The organism is Streptomyces eurythermus (assembly GCF_014649115.1).
Lineage (GTDB): Bacteria > Actinomycetota > Actinomycetes > Streptomycetales > Streptomycetaceae > Streptomyces > Streptomyces eurythermus.
The window spans coordinates 382-19,281 of the sequence record NZ_BMSK01000019.1 but is presented as its reverse complement, the minus strand read 5'-3'; the positions used below and the strand labels follow the sequence as shown (position 1 = coordinate 19,281).

14 protein-coding genes are annotated in these 18,900 nt (G+C 72.7%); 4 read left to right on the top strand and 10 right to left on the bottom strand.

Translation table 11 applies throughout. The annotated features are described in order from the left end of the window. Window positions 1-115 precede the first annotated feature (115 nt). Window positions 116-1,141, top strand: a complete 1,026-nt coding sequence (locus IE251_RS31035) for an ATP-dependent 6-phosphofructokinase (protein ID WP_030790176.1) — start codon at window positions 116-118, stop codon at window positions 1,139-1,141. 43 nt (window positions 1,142-1,184) lie between these two features. Here the strand turns inward: IE251_RS31035 and IE251_RS31030 are convergent, their stop codons facing one another. The 6 genes from IE251_RS31030 to IE251_RS31005 all read right to left on the bottom strand — a co-directional run bounded on the left by IE251_RS31030 (window position 1,185) and on the right by IE251_RS31005 (window position 8,203). After that, entirely contained in the window at window positions 1,185-1,892 is a 708-nt protein-coding gene (locus IE251_RS31030) for an XRE family transcriptional regulator (protein WP_189756296.1), read from the bottom strand. Between the two features lie 127 nt (window positions 1,893-2,019). Next, window positions 2,020-2,907: a carbohydrate ABC transporter permease gene (locus IE251_RS31025; protein WP_229897017.1), complete on the bottom strand. Its 888-nt coding sequence runs from the start codon at window positions 2,905-2,907 to the stop codon at window positions 2,020-2,022. Then, a complete protein-coding gene (locus IE251_RS31020) occupies window positions 2,907-3,770 on the bottom strand; it encodes a carbohydrate ABC transporter permease (RefSeq protein WP_189756295.1) in 864 nt (287 codons plus the stop codon). Before IE251_RS31020 ends, IE251_RS31025 begins: the two co-directional genes overlap by 1 nt. Beyond that, window positions 3,767-5,140: an extracellular solute-binding protein gene (locus IE251_RS31015; protein WP_189756294.1), complete on the bottom strand. Its 1,374-nt coding sequence runs from the start codon at window positions 5,138-5,140 to the stop codon at window positions 3,767-3,769. Before IE251_RS31015 ends, IE251_RS31020 begins: the two co-directional genes overlap by 4 nt. 181 nt (window positions 5,141-5,321) lie before the next feature. Beyond that, entirely contained in the window at window positions 5,322-6,014 is a 693-nt protein-coding gene (locus tag IE251_RS31010) for a response regulator (RefSeq protein ID WP_189756293.1), read from the bottom strand. Continuing rightward, window positions 6,011-8,203 carry a sensor histidine kinase gene (locus IE251_RS31005; RefSeq protein WP_229897016.1) on the bottom strand — a complete coding sequence of 731 codons (2,193 nt, stop codon included), beginning with the start codon at window positions 8,201-8,203 and terminating at the stop codon, window positions 6,011-6,013. Before IE251_RS31005 ends, IE251_RS31010 begins: the two co-directional genes overlap by 4 nt. 153 nt (window positions 8,204-8,356) lie before the next feature. Between IE251_RS31005 and IE251_RS31000 the strand changes: the two genes are divergently transcribed. Next, on the top strand, window positions 8,357-9,736 hold the full coding sequence (locus IE251_RS31000) for a cation:dicarboxylate symporter family transporter (RefSeq protein ID WP_189756292.1): 1,380 nt from the start codon (window positions 8,357-8,359) through the stop codon (window positions 9,734-9,736). 114 nt (window positions 9,737-9,850) lie between these two features. On the opposite strand, the gene IE251_RS30995 is transcribed toward IE251_RS31000, so the two are convergent. Next, complete coding sequence (locus IE251_RS30995) at window positions 9,851-10,465, bottom strand: TetR/AcrR family transcriptional regulator (RefSeq protein WP_189756291.1); 615 nt, start codon at window positions 10,463-10,465, stop codon at window positions 9,851-9,853. Between the two features lie 128 nt (window positions 10,466-10,593). Here IE251_RS30995 and IE251_RS30990 point away from each other — a divergent pair, with 128 nt between their 5' ends. Together IE251_RS30990 and IE251_RS30985 are read left to right on the top strand one after the other, a co-directional pair. Then, on the top strand, window positions 10,594-12,267 hold the full coding sequence (locus tag IE251_RS30990) for an MFS transporter (RefSeq protein ID WP_189756290.1): 1,674 nt from the start codon (window positions 10,594-10,596) through the stop codon (window positions 12,265-12,267). 220 nt (window positions 12,268-12,487) lie between these two features. Then, a complete protein-coding gene (locus IE251_RS30985; RefSeq protein WP_189756289.1) occupies window positions 12,488-14,782 on the top strand; it encodes a HelD family protein in 2,295 nt (764 codons plus the stop codon). Here IE251_RS30985 and glgB read toward each other — a convergent pair. The 3 genes from glgB to IE251_RS41320 form a co-directional block, all read right to left on the bottom strand. Further along, window positions 14,757-17,009: a 1,4-alpha-glucan branching enzyme gene (glgB, locus tag IE251_RS30980; protein ID WP_373302072.1), complete on the bottom strand. Its 2,253-nt coding sequence runs from the start codon at window positions 17,007-17,009 to the stop codon at window positions 14,757-14,759. The genes IE251_RS30985 and glgB overlap by 26 nt on opposite strands. 132 nt (window positions 17,010-17,141) lie before the next feature. Further along, window positions 17,142-18,527 carry a maltokinase N-terminal cap-like domain-containing protein gene (locus IE251_RS30975; protein WP_189756287.1) on the bottom strand — a complete coding sequence of 462 codons (1,386 nt, stop codon included), beginning with the start codon at window positions 18,525-18,527 and terminating at the stop codon, window positions 17,142-17,144. A gap of 90 nt (window positions 18,528-18,617) precedes the next feature. Next, a partial coding sequence (locus IE251_RS41320) for an alpha-glucosidase C-terminal domain-containing protein (RefSeq protein WP_229897015.1) occupies window positions 18,618-18,900 on the bottom strand: 283 nt, incomplete at its 5' end.

The following is an 18,900-nucleotide window of genomic DNA, read 5'->3' as shown; positions in this document are numbered from 1 at the left end:
TGACAATACCCCCGCTGACGGATAAGGCGCCCGTCAGGACTTCACCGCATCGGCGGACGTGAAAGAATCGTCACTGGCTCACCGGCACACGACAGCGAGCAGGAGACACAGCACGATGCGCATCGGAGTTCTCACCGCAGGCGGCGACTGCCCCGGCCTGAACGCCGTGATCCGCTCGGTCGTGCACCGGGCGGTCGCCCAGTACGGGGACGAGGTCATCGGCTTCGAGGACGGCTACCGCGGCCTGCTCGACCGCCACTACCGGCCCCTCGACCTGGACGCGGTCAGCGGCATCCTGGCCCGCGGCGGCACCATCCTCGGCTCCTCCCGCCTGGAGCGCGACCGGCTGCGCGAGGCCTGCGAGGGCGCGGCGGACATGGTCGAGGAGTTCGGCATCGACGCGCTGATCCCGATCGGCGGCGAGGGCACCCTCACCGCGGCCCGCATGCTCTCCGACGCGGGCCTGCCGGTCGTCGGCGTGCCGAAGACCATCGACAACGACATCTCCTCCACCGACCGCACCTTCGGCTTCGACACGGCCGTGGGCGTGGCCACCGAGGCGATGGACCGCCTGAAGACCACCGCCGAGTCCCACCAGCGGGTGATGGTCGTCGAGGTCATGGGCCGCCACGCCGGCTGGATCGCCCTGGAGTCCGGCATGGCCGCCGGCGCCCACGGCATCTGCCTGCCCGAGCGGCCCTTCGACCCCGCCGACCTGGTCAAGATGGTCGAGGAGCGGTTCGCCCGCGGCAAGAAGTTCGCGGTCATCTGCGTCGCCGAGGGCGCCCACCCCGCCGAGGGCACCATGGACTACGGCAAGGGCGAGATCGACCAGTACGGCCACGAGCGCTTCCAGGGCATCGGCACCGCCCTCGCCTACGAGCTGGAGCGGCGCCTCGGCAAGGAGGCCAAGCCGGTCATCCTCGGCCACGTCCAGCGCGGCGGCGTCCCCACCGCCTACGACCGCGTCCTCGCCACCCGCTTCGGCTGGCACGCCGTCGAGGCCGCGCACCGCGGCGAGTTCGGCAGGATGACCGCGCTGCGCGGCACCGACATCGTGATGGTGCCGCTCGCGGAGGCCGTCACCGAGCTGAAGACGGTGCCGAAGGACCGCATGGACGAGGCCGAGTCGGTCTTCTAGAAACGGTCGCGGCCGGTCCGGAACCGGCCGCGGTCGCCGTCCGTCAGGCGGTCCGGTCCGTCACGGACCGCCAGAACGCCTCCACGATGGCGTCCAGGAACCGCTGCCCCGGTTCGCCGGCGCTCCGGCTGCCGCCGCCCCAGCCGAGGGTGGCGGCCATGTGCCCCTGGTAGTCCTGGTGCAGTTCCTGGAGGACCGGTTCCAGGACCTCCCGGTCCAGGGGAACGAGCTTCAGCAGCGGCCGTACATACGCCTGCCAGCGGGTCGTCACCGCGCTGCGCAGCAGCTCCGCCAGCTTCGCCTCGCGGCCGGTGACGGCGACGAAGTCGGGCAGCGCCAGACGGAGGATCCGCGCGAGCGCGGCCGACTGGCGCTCGTTGCCCCGCCACACCCCGCTCTCCTCCGCCCTCAGATACGCGCGCAGGTCCATGCCGACGGCGTGGGCGACGTCCTCGGGCGCCACGGACCGGGCGATGCGATGCTCGCGCAGGGTCCGCGGCCGGCTGAGCAGCTCACCCGGCGAACACCACAACACACCCGCCAGCGCGGTGAGTTCGGGGTTTCCGGGTGAGACCGTGCCGCGCTCCCAGGCGATCACGAGATCGGCGGTGACGTACGGCAGCCCGTACGAGACGCGCATTCCGTGGGCGACGTGCTCGGGCCCCATGCCGAGCGCGGCGCGGAGCCTGCGGGCGGCCGGGGCGTCGAACGGGAGGGCCGGGGGGTTCGGTGGGGCTGAGGGTGGGCGCACCCCGCACAACGTAGGGGCGCGGAGGGGTCCTGACCACGGTCGGTTCCGCCGAGATCACGGATCGTAGGAACGTACGGGGTGATCGCCGGGCATACCCCGGCACCCGGTGTCACCCCGCGTCGCGGCATCACCCCTTCACCGCCCCGCCCAGCGCGAACCCGCCGCCCAGTCGCCGGGCCACCAGGACGTACAGCAGGATCACGGGCGTCGAGTAGAGCACGGAGAACGCGGCGAGCTGGCCGTAGGCCACCATGCCCCGGTTGCCGAAGAAGTCGTTGACGCTCACCGAGGCCGGCATCCGGTCCGGGCTGAGCAGCAGCATGAACGGGACGAAGAAGTTCCCCCACATCATCACGAACGAGAACACCGTCACCACGGCCAGCCCCGGCCCCATCAGCGGCAGCACGATCCGCACCAGCGACTGCGCGGCCGAGGCCCCGTCCGTCCAGGCCGCCTCCTCCAGCTCCCTCGGCACACTGTCCATGAAGTTCTTCATCAGCCAGATGGCGAAGGGGAGTTGGGAGGCGGCGAAGAAGAAGACGGTGCCCTGGAGGGTGTCGATCAGGTTCACCCGGACGAACAGGGCGTACACCGGCACCATGATCGCCGTGATGGGCAGGCTGGTCGCGAACAGGATGGTCAGCAGGAACGGGCGGTTCAGCCGGGAGGGGAACCGGGACAGCGGATACGCGGCGAGGGCCGCGCAGCCGACGGTCAGCGCCGTGCCGCCCCCGCACAGCAGCAGGCTGTTGAGCAGCGGTGTGTAGGTGATGTCGGGGGTGAGGACCGCGCGGAAGTTGTCCAGGGTGAGCCCGTCCGGGACCCGTACCCGCAGGCCGGCGCCCGGGTCCACGGCGGACAGCAGCACCCAGGCCAGCGGCAGCGCGAAGGCGGCGGCCACGGCGAGCAGCGCGAGGTCTGCGGCGAGCCGCCGGGTGGCGCGCCGGCGGAACGGACCCCGGCGGAACGGACCCCGACGGGAGGCGCGTCGGTGTGGGGCGCGTCGGCGGGGCATCAGACCTCCGTCCGCAGCAGCCGCAGATAGACCACGGAGAACAGGGAACCGACCAGCAGCAGGAGCAGCGCGACCGCCGTGCCGTACCCGATCATGCTGTTCTGGAACGCCTGTTCGTACATGAACAGCGGCAGGGTCTGGCTGCGGTCGCCGGGCCCGCCCCGCGTCATCACCCAGATCAGCCCGAACACCGAGAGCGTCTGGAGGGTGTTGAGCATCAGATTGGTGCCGATGGAACGGCGGATCATCGGCAGCGTGATGTGCCACAGCCGCCGCCATCCGCCGGCCCCGTCCACCTCGGCGGCCTCGGTGATCTCGGCGGGGATCTCGTCCAGCGCGGCGGAGTACACCAGCATCGAGAACGCCGTCCCGCGCCAGACGTTGGCGAAGGACACGGCGAGGATGGGCAGCGTGAACAGCCAGTTCTGGCGGGGCAGACCCAGCCAGTCCAGGACCGCGTTCAGCGTGCCCTCGCGGCGGAAGAACGCGTACAGCAGGAACCCGGCCACCACCTCCGGCAGCACCCACGCGGTGATCACCACCCCGCCGGTGAGGGTGCGGACGGGTTTCGAGGCGCGCTTCATCAGCGCGGCCAGCACGAGCCCGAGGGTGTTCTGCCCGATGAGCGAGGACAGCACCGTGAACACCAGGGTCAGCCGGACGGCGTTCAGGAAGGCGTCGTCCCGGAAGGCCCGGCGGAAGTTGGCGAGCCCGGTGAAGGAGGAGTGGGCCTGGCCGGTGAGCTGGAGGTCGGTGAAGGCGATCCAGACGCAGTAGGCGATCGGCCCGGCGAGGAAGAGCAGCAGCAGGACCAGCGCGGGAACGACCGGGAGGGCCCGGACGGCCGGGTGCCCGCGCCTCACTTGCGGACCACTCGGCCGCCGGTGACGTCCTTGACGGTGGCGTCGTAGCCGCTCGCCGCCTCCGCCACGGACAGGTCACCGGTCGTGACGCCCTCCATGGCCTCCTGGATGGCGGTCGACACCTTCGGGTACGCCGGGTACGCGGGCCGGTAGTGCGTGTGGGCCACCAGGCCGGTGAAGAACCGCAGGCCGGGCTGGGCGCCGGTGTAGGCGGGGTCGGCGGCGACGTCCTGGCGTACGGCGATGCCGGAGTTGGCGATGTACCACTTGCGGGCGTTGTCCTTCGTCTGGAGCGTCTTGACGAAGTCGAAAGCGAGGCCGGGGTTGGCGGCCTTCGCCGGGATGGCCCAGGTCCAGCCGCCGGACATGCTCACCTTGCCGGGCGCCTGGCCGTGCTGGGTGGGCATGGCGGCGAGCCCCAGTTGCCGGGACCAGTCGGGCCACACGTGCCCGGAACCCGGCTGCCAGGACTGCGGCAGCCAGGAGCCGTCGAGGGCGATGCCGAGCTTGCCCTGGGGGAGCAGTTCGCCGTTGACGGTGGTGTTGAAGTTCGGGTCGAGGGCGTCGGAGACGTCGGGGCCGAGCTTCTCCCGGTAGACGGTCTCCACGAACGTCAGCGCGTCCTTGAAGCCCCGGGACCCGACGACCCACTTGCCGGTGGTGTCGTCGTACAGCGGGTCCGAGGAGCCGTCGCCCGTGCCGTACAGGAGCATCTCGAACCCCTGCATCGTGGCCCGTTCGCCCGCCGGTTTGCCGGTGTAGACGTTGAGCGGGACGACGCCGGGGACCTTCCGCTTGATGGCGCGGGCGGCGGCCAGGACGTCCGCCCAGGTCCGCGGCTGCCAGTCCGCCGGCAGGCCCGCCTTCGCGAACACCCGCCTGTCGTACCAGAGTCCGCGGGTGTCCGTGCCGTCCGGCACCCCGTACGTCTTGCCGTCCCGGCCCTTCGCCGCCGCCTTCGCGCTGCCGATGAACTGCTTCCAGTCCGGCCACTTGGCCAGATAGGCGTCGAGCGGTCTCAAGTACCCGCTGGTGATGTCGGAGTTGATGAGGAAGGTGTCCTCGTAGACCAGGTCCGGGGCGGTGCGCGGGGAGCGCAGCATCTGCTGGAGCTTGGTGTAGTACTCCGCGTCCGGCGCCTTGATCGGCACGAACTCCACCTTCTTGCCGGGGTGTTCGCGCTCGAACTGCTTCTTGACGCCGGCCAGGTAGGTGTCCGCCACCTTGACGGAGTTGTCGGTGGACTGCTTGTACGACACCTTGACCGTGTCCGGGCCGTGACCGGAACCGCTGCCGCAGGCGGCGAGCGCGGTGACGGAGAGGGCGGCGGCGAGGAGGGCGGAGAGGGCGGCGGTGGGGCGCACGGGCATGACCTCCTGAGCGCACGTGGGGGTGGCGCGGAGATGACTGCCGTGTGAAGGTAAGAGCGCTGGTCCGGTCAGGTCAATGCGTCTGCGGGGTGATAGCGCGCGCCGGCCGGGCCGTCCCGGGCACCGCGCGGTCCGCCGTACCCGGGCGGGGGCGGCCGGGGATCGCCCCCGCGCCGTGGCCTCACCGCCCCTGCGGCACCCACCGGTACACCAGCTCCGGCCGGCCCACCTGCCCGTACAGCGGGCTCCGGGCGGCCCGGCCCGTGTCCACCAGGTGTTCCAGGTAGCGGCGGGCCGTGATGCGGGAGATGCCCACCGCCTCGGCCAGCCCGGCCGCCGTGAGCCCGTCCGGCGCCTCCCGCAGCGCGCCCGTCACCCGTTGCAGCGTCGGTGCGCTCAGGCCCTTCGGCAGGGCCGCCGGCGTGGGGGCGCGCAGGGCCGCCAGGGCCCGGTCGACCTCGTCCTGGCCGCTCGCCTCGCCCGCCGCCGCGTGGAACTCGGCGTAGCGCACCAGCCGGTCCCGGAGCGTCGCGAACGTGAACGGTTTCAGGACGTACTGGACGACGCCCAGCGAGACGCCCTCCCGCACCACCGCCAGGTCCCGCGCCGAGGTCACCGCGATCACGTCCGCGTGGTGCCCGCCCGCGCGCAGCGACCTGGCCAGCTGCAAGCCGTGCACGTCGGGCAGGTGCAGATCCAGCAGGAGCAGGTCCACCGGGGTGCGGTCCAGGATCCGCCGGGCCTCCGCGCCGGTGTGCGCCTTCCCGACCGCGACGAATCCCGGCACCCGGCCGACGTACATCACGTGGGCGTCGGCGGCCACCGGGTCGTCCTCGACGACCAGGACGCGGATGGGCTGCCGTTCGTCCGTCATCCGCCACCGCCCAGGGGTGCGCTTCCGCCACTGCGCGTGGTCGCGGGTCCGTCGGCTTGGGGCGCGTACCCGCCGCTGCCCGTAGTCGCGGACCCACCGGCGGGAGACGGATATGCGCCGCCGCCCGGGGACGCGGGTCCGTCGCCCGCGGACGTGCGTGCGCTGCCTGGTGACGCATAGCCGTCGCTGCCCGTGGTCGTTGGTTCGTCGCCTGGGGGCGCGTATCCGCCGTCGCCTGGGGGCGCGGTCCCGTTGCCCGTCGACGTGGATGCGCTGCCTGGTGACGCATAGCCGTCGCTGCCCGTGGTCGCGGACCCACCGGCGGGAGACGGACATGCGCCGCCGCCCGGGGACGCGGGTCCGTCGCCCGCGGACGTGCGTGCGCTGCCTGGTGACGCATAGCCGTCGCTGCCCGTGGTCGTTGGTTCGTCGCCTGGGGGCGCGTATCCGCCGCCGCCCAGGGGCGCGGTCCCGTTGCCCGTCGACGTGCGTGCGCTGCCTGGTGACGCGTACGCGTCGTCGCCTGTAGTCGCGGATCCGCCGCCCGGTGACGCGCCTCCGCCACCACCCAGGGGCGCGCGCAACGGCAACCGCACCTCGAACACCGCTCCGCCCTCGCCGTCCTCGCCGGATCCCGTCACCGTCAGCGTGCCCTCGTGGCGGGTCACCGCCTGCCGGGCCAGGGCCAGCCCGAGTCCCCGCCCGCCCGGCCCGGCCGGCTTGGTGGAGAACCCCCGCTGGAATACCAGGCCGGCATGCGCGGGGTCGACACCGGGGCCGGTGTCCGACACCCGCAGCACCAGCTCGGCGCCCGAAGCGTACGCCGTCACCGTCACCCGCGCCCGGACGCTGCCCTGGGCCGCGTCCACCGCGTTGTCGATCAGGTTGCCGAGGATCGTGACCAGGTCCCGCGCCGGCAGCTCGGCCGGCAGCAGGCCGTCGTCCAGGCGGCTGTCCGGGGAGACCACCAGCTCCACGCCCCGCTCGTGCGCCTGGGCGGTCTTGCCCAGCAGCAGCGCGGCCAGCACCGGCTCGCCGACCGCCGCCACCACCTGGTCGGTGAGGGCCTGGGCCAGCTCCAGCTCGGCCGTGGCGAACTCCACCGCCTCCTCGGCGCGGCCCAGTTCGATCAGCGAGACGACCGTGTGCAGCCGGTTCGCGGCCTCGTGCGCCTGCGAGCGCAGCGCCTGCGTGAAGCCGCGCTCGGAGTCCAGCTCGCCCATCAGGGACTGGAGTTCGGTGACGTCCCGGAGCGTCACGACCGTGCCCCGGCGCTCGCCCCCGGACACCGGGGAGGTGTTCACCACCAGCACCCGGGACGCGGTCAGGTGCACCTCGTCCACCCGGGGTTCGGAGGACAGCAGGGCGCCGGTGAGCGGGGCCGGCAGGCCGAGCCCGGCGACCGAGCGGCCGACCAGTTCCGCGTCCGGGGTGCCGCCGAGCCCCAGCAGTTCCCGGCCGCCGTCGTTGACCAGTGCGACGCGGTACTGGCCGTCGAGCATCAGCAGCCCTTCCCGGACCGCGTGCAGCGCCGCCTGGTGGTAGTCGTGCATCCGGCTCAGCTCGGTGGCGTTCATGCCGTGGGTGTGGCGGCGCAGCCGGGCGTTGATCACATAGGTGCCGACCGCGCCCAGCACCAGCGCCCCGCCGGCCACCCCGAGCAGCGCGGTGACCTGGTCCTGGATCCGGGCGCTGATCGTCTCGACCTTGATGCCGGCGCTCACCAGCCCGGTGATCCGGCCGCCGTCCGTGACCGGGGTCACCGCGCGGACGGACGGGCCGAGCGTGCCCGTGTAGGTCTCGGTGAAGGTACGGCCGTGCCGGGCCGGTTCGATGCTGCCGAGGAAGCGTCCGCCGATCTGCGCGCGGTCCGGGTGGGTCCAGCGGATGCCGGACGGGTCCATGATCGTCACGAAGTCGACGTTGGCGTCCCGGGTGACCTGGAGGGCGTACGGCTCCAGCCGGGCCGTCGGGTCCGGGCCGCGGATCGCCGCGCGGACCGAGGGGGCGTCGGCGACCGACCGGGCCACCGCCGTGGCCTGCCGCGCGGCGGCCTCCTCGGCCTGCCGCCGGTCGCTGACGTAGGTGAAGAGCGCGTACCCGGCCACGACCACCGCGATCAGCACGGCCTGCATGGCGAACAGCTGGCCGGCCAGGCTGCGGGGTCGGGGGAGGGCGGGCAGACGCATGTCAGCAGTGTGCCTCTCCGTCCGATCGTGAACTAAATGAACGGAAGGGTGACCGCCCTCACAGGCCGGGAGATAGTCACGGCGTTCCCAACAACGCCCGGACGTGAGCCGCACGCCGGTTGTTCGCCGACGAAGACGTCAAGGAGGGCAGTCGTGGCCGCCAGCCCCGCCGATACGGCACCTGCCGCACCCCGCGCCCAGCGGGACCGGACCCATTACCTGTACATCGCCGTCATCGCGGCGGTCGCGCTCGGCATCGCCGTGGGCCTGATCTGGCCCGACGCGGCGGTGGAGCTGAAGCCGCTGGGCACCGGCTTTGTGAACCTGATCAAGATGATGATCTCGCCGATCATCTTCTGCACGATCGTGCTCGGTATCGGTTCGGTACGGAAGGCCGCGAAGGTCGGGGCCGTCGGCGGCATCGCCCTCGGCTACTTCCTGGTGATGTCGCTCGTCGCGCTCGCCATCGGTCTCGTGGTCGGCAATGTGCTGCACCCCGGCGACGGGCTGCACCTGACCGACGCGCTCCGCAAGAGCGGGCACGCCCAGGTGGAGAGCGACGCGCTGCCGCCGGTGGACTTCGTGCTGTCGATCATCCCCAACACGTTCGTGTCCGCGTTCACCCAGGGCGAGGTGCTCCAGACGCTGCTGGTGGCGCTGCTCGCCGGGTTCGCGCTCCAGGCCATGGGCCCGGCCGGGCAGCCGGTGCTGCGCGGGATCGAGCACCTCCAGCGGCTCGTCTTCCGCATCCTGTCGATGGTGATGTGGGCGGCGCCGGTCGGCGCGTTCGGCGCGATCGCGGCCGTGGTCGGCTCCGCCGGCGTCGACGCGCTCAAGAGCCTGGCCGTGCTGATGCTCGGCTTCTACGTCACCTGCTTCCTGTTCGTCTTCCTGGTGCTCGGCGCGCTGCTGCGGATCGTCGCGGGGCTGAACGTCTTCTCGCTGTTCAAGTACCTCGCCCGCGAGTTCCTGCTGATCCTGTCCACGTCGTCGTCGGAGTCCGCGCTGCCCCGGCTGATCGCGAAGATGGAGCACCTCGGCGTCAGCCGGCCGGTGGTCGGCATCACCGTGCCGACGGGCTACTCGTTCAACCTCGACGGCACGATGATCTACATGACCATGGCGTCGCTGTACATCGCGGACGCGCTCGGGACGCCGATGTCGGTGGGCGAGCAGATTCCGCTGCTGCTGTTCCTGCTGCTGGCGTCCAAGGGCGCGGCCGGGGTCAGCGGCGCGGGCCTCGCCACGCTGGCCGGCGGCCTGCAGTCGCACAAGCCGGCCCTGGTCGACGGCGTCGGGCTGATCGTGGGCATCGACCGCTTCATGAGCGAGGCGCGGGCCCTGACGAACTTCGCGGGCAACGCGGTGGCGACGGTCCTGGTCGGGACGTGGACCAAGGAGATCGACAAGGACCGGGTGCGCCGGGTGCTGGCCGGCGAGATGCCGTTCGACGAGACCACGCTGCTGGACGAGGGGCGGTCCTCGGTGAGCGAGACCCCGTCCGTCCGTAAGGAGGGGCTGGTCAAGGCCTGAGCGCCCGCCGCCGGTCTCCGGCCGCCCGGCTCATCCGAACCGCCGCCGTTCTCCGGCCGTCCGGCCCCGCCTGAACCGGGGCCGGACGGCCGGTTCTCCGTTTCCCAGGCGCTGCTACGACACCTCGGCCACCAGTTCCATGGCCCGGGAGGCGGGCACGCCCGCCGCGGTCAGGACGGCGACCGTGGCCGAGCGGCCCGCCTGCGCCGCTGCCAGAAGGCCGTCGTTCACCGCCTCCATCAGGGCGAACAGCATCTGCTCGTGGACGTACGCCAGCGCCGGGGCGGGCAGCGGCGACTGGAACACGCCCGTGTCCAGCCCGCGCTGGAGCAGCCGTACCTTCGACTCGCGCAGGGGGGCGAGGCGGTCGCGGATGCCCTGGACGGTGACCGTCCGCTGGGCCAGCGCGATCAGCAGCCGGTAACGGTCGGCGGTCTGCCAGACCGCGAGCACCGACCGGGCCACCGCCTCCGCCGGATCCGTCACTCCCGCCCGGCCCGCCGCGTCGGCGTCCGCCAGCGCCTGCACCGCCTCGTCCACGAGCGTGCTGATCAGCGCCTCGCGGCTCGGGAAGTGGCCGTACACCGTCCGTCGTACGACGCCTGCCGCGCGGGCGATCTGGTCCATGGACGCGTCGGGATCGCGCAGCAGCTCCGCGAGGGCGACGTCGAGGATGCGGCGCCGGTTTGCGTCGGCGCGGCTGGTGTTACCCGTGGTCATGGCGGTCATTGTGCCTTCCCGACCCCCTTCGGACTGGACTTGCACAGTCCTGTGCAACGTCGTACATTGCACAGTGTTGTGCAATTGCACGTTACTGTGCAAGTCCGTCGCGTACCCCGAGGAAGGCGATCCCTGCCATGCGACTCGTCATGACCGAACCGGTCGAGAGGATGGAGCGCCCCTACGCCCGGCGATGGTGGGCGCTGCTGGTGCTCTGCCTCAGCCTGCTGATCATCGTGATGGCGAACACCGCCCTCACGGTCGCCGCGCCCGACATGACGAAGGACCTCGGGCTCTCCAGCGCCGACCTGCAGTGGGTGATCGACGGCTACACCGTGCCGTACGCGGCGCTGATGCTGCTGCTCGGCGCCATCGGCGACAAGTACAGCCGGCGCGGAGCGCTCGTCCTCGGTCTGGTGGTGTTCGGCGGCGGAGCCGTCTTCGGCTACCTCGCCGACAGCGCGGCGACCGTCATCGCGGCCCGCGCCGTGATGGGCGTCGGCGCGGCGCTGATCATGCCGGCCACGCTGTCGCTGCTCGCCGCGACCTTCCCGCGTGCCGAGCGGGCCAAGGCCATCACCCTGTGGACCGCCACCGCCGGGCTCGCCATCGCCGCCGGACCCGTGGTGGCCGGCGCCCTGCTGCGCGACCACGGCTGGTCCTCCACCTTCCTGATCAACGTGCCCGTCGCGGCCGTCGCGCTCGTCGCCGCCTTCGTCCTCGTCCCGCCGTCCAAGGCGGGCCACCACGACCGCATCGACTACGTCGGCGGCGTGCTGTCGGTGATCTGGACCGCCGCGCTCGTCTACATGATCATCGAGGGCCCGCACTTCGGCTGGGGCGCCAAGGCCGTCGGCGCGGCCGTCGTCGCCGGCGTGGGTCTGGTCGCCTTCGTGCTGTGGGAGCTGCGCCACCCGCGCCCGATCCTGGACGTGCGCCGCTTCACCGCCCGCCGGTTCGCGGGCTCCAACCTCGCCGTCGCCCTGTTCTTCCTGGCCGTCTTCGGCGCCTTCTACTACCTGACCCAGCACCTGCAGTTCGTCCTCGGCTACGACGCCCTGCAGACCGGTGTGCGCATGCTGCCGCTGGCCGGCGCGGTCTTCGTCGGCTCGGCCCTGACCGCCCTGCTCACCCCGCGCGTCGGCATGAAGTGGACCGTCGGCGCGGGCATGGCCGGCGGCACGGTCGCCCTCGCGCTGCTCACCCGGGTCGACGCGGGCTCCACGTACGGCGACTTCGTGGCGCCGCTGATCATCCTGGGCCTGGCGATAGGCCTGGCGCTCTCGCCCTGCACCGACGCCATCATGGGCGCGTTCCCGGAGTCGGAGCTGGGCGTCGGCGGCGCCGTCAACGACACCTCGCTGGAGCTGGGCGGCTCGCTCGGCATCGCCATCCTCGGCTCCCTGCTGGCCACCTCCTACAGCGACCACCTGTCCGACGCCACCAAGGGCAGCAAGCTCCCGGCGAGCGCCCTGGACACCGCGCAGGACTCCGTCGGCGCCGGGTACGCCGTCGCGCAGGGCATCGGCGAGAAGGCGCACCAGGCCGCCGCGCGGGCCCAGCAGGCGACCGACCCGCAGCAGGCCGCGCAGCTCAAGCAGCAGGCCGGCGAGCTGGCCTCCGGCGCCCGGCAGATGGCCGACGCGGTCGGCTCCGCCTTCTCCGACGCGGTCGCCCACACCAGCCTGGTCGGCGCGGTGATCCTGGGCGTCGGCACGGTCCTGGTGGCCGTCCTGCTGCCGCGCCACGAGGCCGCGGCCCAGGAGAAGGAGAACGCGGAGAAGGAACTCGCGGACAGCCGCACCGCCTGACCCTTCGGAGTACGAGACCGGCCGGGACCGATGTCCCGGCCGGTCTCGCGTGGAGGGACTGCCGGTGCTGGCGCAGTTCACGGCCGACGTGCGGTGAAGCGCCGTGGCCGGACACCAAAAATCCCCCGGGCAATTGCGCTCGGGGGATTTCGCTGCGTATATTCGGTGGTTCGCGACTTCCATTTCGAGAGATCGCGAAGAAGTTCAGTGACCACAGTATATGCGGGCGGGAGCAGAATTGTCAAACGCGGATCTGTCGAACAGCGAATTTCCCGACGATGAATTGCGCGGTGAGCAGGAATTCATCGACGGACTGTACGCGCGCGTGGACGTCCTGCGCGGCGAGACCGAGACCTCGGTCGCGGACGCGCTCGCCCAGGGCGACAAGCCCATGCAGGCCCGGCTGGAGCGGGACATCCTGGTCGCCGAGCGCTCGGGGCTGCTCGCCGCGCTGAACGCCGTGGACGGCTCGCTGTGCTTCGGCCGGATCGACCTGGCCGACGGCACGACACACCACATCGGCCGGATCGGGCTGCGCGAGGACGACGCCCAGCGCACCCCCGTGCTGATCGACTGGCGGGCCGACGTCGCCCGCCCCTTCTACCTGGCCACCGGCCACACCCCGATGGGCCTGCGGCGCCGCCGGCACATCACCACCGAGGGCCGGACGGTCACCTCCCTGCACGACGAGATCCTGGACCTCGGCGACGCCACCCGCACCGGCCACGAGGACCACAACGGCGACGCCGTGCTGCTGGCCGCGCTGAACTCGGCGCGCACCGGCCGGATGAGCGACATCGTGCAGACCATCCAGGCCGAGCAGGACCGGATCATCCGGGCGCCGCACCGCGGGGTGCTCGTCGTGGAGGGCGGCCCCGGCACCGGCAAGACCGCGGTGGCCCTGCACCGGGCGGCGTACCTGCTCTACGAGCACCGGGAGCTGCTGGCCCGCCGCGCGGTCCTCATCGTCGGCCCCAACCCCGCCTTCCTCGGCTACATCGGCGAGGTGCTGCCCTCCCTCGGCGAGACCGGGGTGCTGCTGGCCACGGTCGGCGAGCTGTTCCCCGGGGTGAGGGCCACCGCGGCCGACACCCCCGAGGCCGCCGCCGTCAAGGGCCGTGCCGACATGGCCGAGGTGCTGGCCGCCGTCGTCCGCGACCGGCAGGCCCTGCCGGACCCGGTGATCGCGATCGAGCACGACCGGGAGGTGCTGATGCTGGACGACGGCCTGGTGAACGTCGCCCGCGAACGCACCCGCGCCGCCAAGCTGCCGCACAACGCGGCCCGCGAGCACTTCGAGGGCTACATCCTCAACACGCTCACCGAGCTGTACGCCGAGCGCGTGGGCACCGACCCCTACGACGGCGGCAGCCTGCTCGACGCCTCCGACATCACCCAGATCCGCGACGAACTCGCCGAGAACCCCGAGGTCTGGGACGCCATCGACCGGCTGTGGCCGCGGATCACCCCGCGGCGGCTGGTCGCCGACTTCCTCGCCGAGCCCGACGGCTATCTGCCGGAGGAGGACGCCGACGCGATCCGCCGCCCGGTGACCCGCGCCTGGACCGTCGCCGACGTGCCGCTGCTGGACGAGGCGGCCGAACTCCTCGGCGAGGACGACCGGCTGGTCCGCGCCCGCGCCGAACGCGAACGCGAGACCCAGGTGGCCTACGCGCAGGGCGTGCTCGACGTGTCGTACGCCTCCCGGACCTACGAGTTCGAGGACAAGGACGACGAGGAGTCGGAGGTGCTGTCCGCGCACGACATCATCGACGCCGAGCGGTTCGCCGAACGGCAGGAGGAGGCCGACCACCGCAGCGCCGCCGAACGGGCCGCCGCCGACCGCACCTGGGCGTTCGGGCACATCATCGTGGACGAGGCGCAGGAACTGTCGCCGATGGCCTGGCGGCTGCTGATGCGGCGCAGCCCGACCCGCTCGATGACCCTGGTCGGCGACCCCGCCCAGACCGCCGAGGCGGCCGGCGTCGGCTCCTGGGCGGACATCCTCGCCCCCTATGTCGAGGACCGCTGGGAGCACACCCGGCTGGGCGTCAACTACCGCACCCCGGCCGAGATCATGGACCTGGCGGCGGCCGTGGTCCGCGCCGAGCACCCGGACTTCGAGCCGCCCAGCTCGGTCCGCTCCACCGGCGTACGGCCGTGGGTGCGGCAGGCATCCGGCGACCTGCCCGGCGCGGTCGCCGAGGCGGTCGCCGAACTCACCCCCGAGGAGGGCCGGCTGGCCGTGATCGCCCCCCGCGAGCTGCACCGCGCCCTGGCCGCGCGCCTGGACGGGATCACGGCCGGCGCGGAACCCGACCTGACCCGCACGGTGGTCCTGCTCGACCCCCGCCAGGCCAAGGGCCTGGAGTTCGACTCGGTCCTGGTGGTGGAACCCGCCGCCTACGGCACGAGCGACCTGTACGTGTCCCTGACCCGCGCCACCCAACGCCTGGGTGTCCTGCACACCGGATCGCTCCCGGCCGGGCTCACGCCGGCCGCAGCCACACCGTAGCCAGTGGGGGCAGGGTGAGGCGGAGGCTCGCGGGGCGGCCGTGGGCGCCCTGGGGGTCCGGCTTGAGGGGGTCCGGGTGGGTGACGCCGCTGCCGCCGTACCGGGTGGCGTCGGTGTTCAGGACCTCCACCCAGGCCGGGACGTCCTCCGGCACCCCGACGCGGTAGTCGGGGCGGACCACCGGCGCGAGGTGGGAGACCGCGAGCAGCGGGGTGCCGTCGGCGGCGCGGCGCAGGAACGCGAAGACGTTGTCGTCCGCCGCGTCCCCGGCGATCCACTCGAACCCCGCCGGATCGGTGTCCCGCTGCCACAGCGCCGGGGCCGCCCGGTACACCGCGTTCAGGTCCCGGACGAGGTCCCGCACGCCCCGGTGGTCCGCCGCCGCGCCGTACCCCGGATCCAGCAGCCACCAGTCCGGGCCGTGCGCCTCCGACCACTCGGTGCCCTGTGCGAACTCCTGTCCCATGAACAGCAGTTGCTTGCCGGGGTGGGCCCACATGAAGCCCAGGTACGCCCGGTGGTTGGCGCGCCGCTGCCACCAGTCGCCCGGCATCTTCGACACCAGGGACCCCTTGCCGTGCACCACTTCGTCGTGCGAGATCGGCAGGACGTAGTTCTCGCTGTAGGCGTACACCATCGAGAACGTCATCTCGTGGTGGTGGTACCTGCGGTGCACGGGGTCGTGGCTCATGTACTGGAGCGAGTCGTGCATCCAGCCCATGTTCCACTTCAGGCCGAAGCCGAGCCCGCCGAAGCCGCTCGGGCCCCGGTGGTGGGTGGGGCGGGTGACGCCGTCCCAGGCGGTGGACTCCTCGGCGATGGTGACCACGCCCGGGCAGCGCCGGTAGACGGTGGCGTTCATCTCCTGGAGGAAGGCGACCGCGTCCAGGTTCTCCCGGCCGCCGTGCTCGTTGGGCGTCCACTGCCCGGAGTCGCGTGAGTAGTCCAGGTAGAGCATGGAGGCGACGGCGTCCACCCGCAGCCCGTCGATGTGGAACTCCTCGCACCAGTACACGGCGTTCGCCACCAGGAAGTTGCGCACCTCCCGCCGGCCGAGGTCGAACTCCAGCGTGCCCCAGTCCGGATGGGCGGCCCGCTGCGGGTCCTGCGGCTCGTACAGCGGGCGCCCGTCGAAGGCGGCCAGCGCCCACTCGTCGCGCGGGAAGTGCGCCGGGACCCAGTCCATCAGCACCCCGATCCCGGCCTGGTGCAGCCGGTCCACCAGGTACTTGAAGTCGTCGGGGGTGCCGAGGCGGGCCGTCGGGGCGTAGTACCCGGTGACCTGGTAGCCCCACGAGCCGCCGAAGGGGTGCTCGGCGACCGGCATCAGCTCCACGTGCGTGAAGCCCATCTCCCGTACGTACGCGGTGAGTTCCCCGGCCAGTTCGCGGTACGTCAGCCCCGGCCGCCAGGAGGGCAGGTGCACCTCGTAGACGGAGAAGGGCGCCTCGTGCACGGGGGTGTCCGCGCGGTGCGCCAGCCACTCGGCGTCGCCCCACTCGTGGCGTGAGACGTCCACGACGGACGACGTCGCGGGCGGGACCTCGGTGCGGCGGGCCAGCGGGTCGGCGCGCAGCGTGCGCGACCCGTCCGGCCGGGTGATCTCGAACTTGTACAGCTCCCCTTCGCCGATCCCCGGCACGAACAGCTCCCAGACCCCGCTGCCGCCCAGCGAGCGCATCGGGAAAGCGGTGCCGTCCCAGAAGTTGAAGCCGCCGCAGACCCGCACGCCCCGCGCGTTCGGCGCCCACACCGCGAACCGGGTGCCGGTGACGCCCTGGTGGGTGAGGACGTGGGCGCCGAGCGCCCGCCACAGCTGCTCGTGCCGGCCCTCGCCGATCAGGTGCAGGTCCAGCTCGCCCAGGGTGGGCAGGAAGCGGTAGGGGTCCTCGGTCTCCAGGTCCGTGCCGTCGTACGTCACGAGCAGCCGGTAGGCGGGGACCGAGGCGAGCGGGAGCAGGCCGGAGAAGAAGCCGTCGCCGTCGTCGTGCAGCCGCGCGCGCAGCTCGCCGCAGTCCACGGTGACGGCCCGCGCGTACGGGCGGAAGGCGCGGAGGGCGACCCCGCCGGGGACCGGGTGGGCGCCGAGGACGGTGTGCGGATCGTGGTGGGTGCCGTACAGCAGCCGCTCACGGTCCCCGGGTTCCACGGCGGCGGGGACCGCGGAGACCACGGGGGCGGGGGCGGGCGCGGCCTCCGGCCCGGACGGCGCGGACTGCGCGGGCACCCGCGCGGACCGTGCCCGCGCCGCCTGGGTCTGCCCGGCTCGGGGTTGTCCGCCGGTGTTCCCGGTGGATGGCTTCTTGGACGTCACGAGTGAGTCTCCCGGACGAGGAACGGGTCGGTCAGGTCGGGTCGGTCAGGTCGGGTCGGACGTGGCGAGGCGGCGGATCGCCGACATCGGTACGGGGAGCCAGTCGGGCCGGTGCCGGGCCTCGTAGACGACCTCGTAGACCGCCTTGTCGGTCTCGTAGGCCCGCAGCAGCACCGGATCGGTGCGCGGATCGCGGCCGGATGCCTCCGCGTACCCGGAGCAGTAGGCCGCCCGGCAGGTGTGCGCCCAGTCCGGGGCGGGCGGGCGGACCGAGTGGGCCGCGTAGTCGAAGGAACGGAGCATGCCCGCGATGTCCCGCACCACCGGCTGCGGCATGCGCCGTTCCGCCAGCGGCCGGGCCGGCTCGCCCTCGAAGTCGATCAGCGACCAGCCGCCGGCCGGCGCCCGCAGGCACTGCCCCAGGTGCAGATCGCCGTGCACCCGCTGGGCGGTCCAGGTGCGGCCCTCGGCGGCGAGCCCGGCCAGCGCGGTGTAGGCCGAGCGCAGCCCGGGTTCGTACGGCGTCAGGGCCGGCACCGCCCGTACGGCCGCCGCCAGCCGCTCGGTCATGCCGTCCACCAGCAGCTCCAGCTGGGCGCGGCCGAGGGTGACGGTGGGCAGGGCACGGGCGAGCGCGGTGTGCACCTCGGCGGTGGCCCGGCCCAGGGCGTGCGCCTCCGCCGCGAAGTCCTCGCCCTTGGCCAGCTCGCGCAGCGCCAGCTCCCAGCCGTCGCTCGCCCCGCTGACATAGGGCTGGAGCACGGCGAGCACATACGGCTCCCCGCCCGGCTCGGCCCGCAGCCAGCCCGTCGGCGCGGGCACCCGGGGGCAGCCCTCCCGGGCCAGGGCGAGCGGCAGCTCCAGATCGGGGTTGACGCCGGGCACCACTCGGCGCAGCACCTTGAGAATAAACGTATCTCCATAAACGACGGAGGAGTTGGACTGCTCGGCGGTCATCAGCCGGGGCACGAGACCGGGCCGGATTTCCTGGCGCGTGTCCCGCTCGAAGCGCAGCACACCGATCCGGGTCCGGTGGCGCAGGGCCTCCAGGAGCAGTTCGGCGGGCCGGGGGTCGTACAGCGCGTCGTACACCGTGCAGCCGGCCAGCGGGCCCTCGGTGACGTGTCCGATCAGCGCGGGCGCCAGCCGGGGCGGCAGCGCCTCGCGGGCGCCGACGAGGAGCTGGTAGCAGTCGCCGGGGTGTGTCTCCCCGCCCGGCGCGGACGGCTGGTGGACCCGCAGCAGCAGGTGGTACAGGCCCAGCCGGCCGCCGGACGGCAGCAGTTCGGTGACGGTCACCGGGGTGAAGCCGGTGACCGGGCGCCCCTTGCCCGCGAACCAGCGCTGCCGGGGCAGCCAGGTGCGCAGCAGGGGGTCGAGCGAGGCGAGGAGTGAACCTGTGGTGCCTAAGGGGGTGACCGTTTCCGCCATGGCGTCACGTCCTTTCCCCGGGGAGTAGTCGGGGTGTTACTGAGGGGTGCCCCGGGTGGGACGGTGGAAACCGCCCCACCGGGCGCCGGGTTACGCGGCCTCGCGGCGCAGCCGGAACCAGTAGAAGCCGTGCCCCGCGAGGGTGAGCAGGTACGGCAGTTCGCCGATGGCGGGGAACCGCACCCCGCCGAACAGCTCGACGGGATGCCGCCCGCCGAACCGGCTGAGGTCCAGCTCCGTGGGCTGGGCGAAGCGGGAGAAGTTGTGCACGCACAGCACGAGGTCGTCCTCGTACTCCCGCAGGAAGGCGAGCACCGCCGGGTTGGACGACGGCAGTTCGGTGTAGGAGCCGAGTCCGAAGGCGGGGTTCTGC

Excerpts from the sequence above, each read along its gene's own strand:
- IE251_RS31035 (WP_030790176.1), top strand. The coding sequence starts at position 116 with ATGCGCATCGGAGTTCTCACCGCAGGCGGCGACTGCCCCGGCCTGAAC.
- IE251_RS31025 (WP_229897017.1), bottom strand. The coding sequence starts at position 2,907 with ATGCCCCGCCGACGCGCCCCACACCGACGCGCCTCCCGTCGGGGTCCG.
- IE251_RS31015 (WP_189756294.1), bottom strand. The coding sequence starts at position 5,140 with ATGCCCGTGCGCCCCACCGCCGCCCTCTCCGCCCTCCTCGCCGCCGCC.
- IE251_RS31010 (WP_189756293.1), bottom strand. The coding sequence starts at position 6,014 with ATGACGGACGAACGGCAGCCCATCCGCGTCCTGGTCGTCGAGGACGAC.
- IE251_RS31005 (WP_229897016.1), bottom strand. The coding sequence starts at position 8,203 with ATGCGTCTGCCCGCCCTCCCCCGACCCCGCAGCCTGGCCGGCCAGCTG.
- IE251_RS30995 (WP_189756291.1), bottom strand. The coding sequence starts at position 10,465 with ATGACCGCCATGACCACGGGTAACACCAGCCGCGCCGACGCAAACCGG.
- IE251_RS30990 (WP_189756290.1), top strand. The coding sequence starts at position 10,594 with ATGCGACTCGTCATGACCGAACCGGTCGAGAGGATGGAGCGCCCCTAC.
- IE251_RS30985 (WP_189756289.1), top strand. The coding sequence starts at position 12,488 with ATGCGGGCGGGAGCAGAATTGTCAAACGCGGATCTGTCGAACAGCGAA.
- IE251_RS30975 (WP_189756287.1), bottom strand. The coding sequence starts at position 18,527 with ATGGCGGAAACGGTCACCCCCTTAGGCACCACAGGTTCACTCCTCGCC.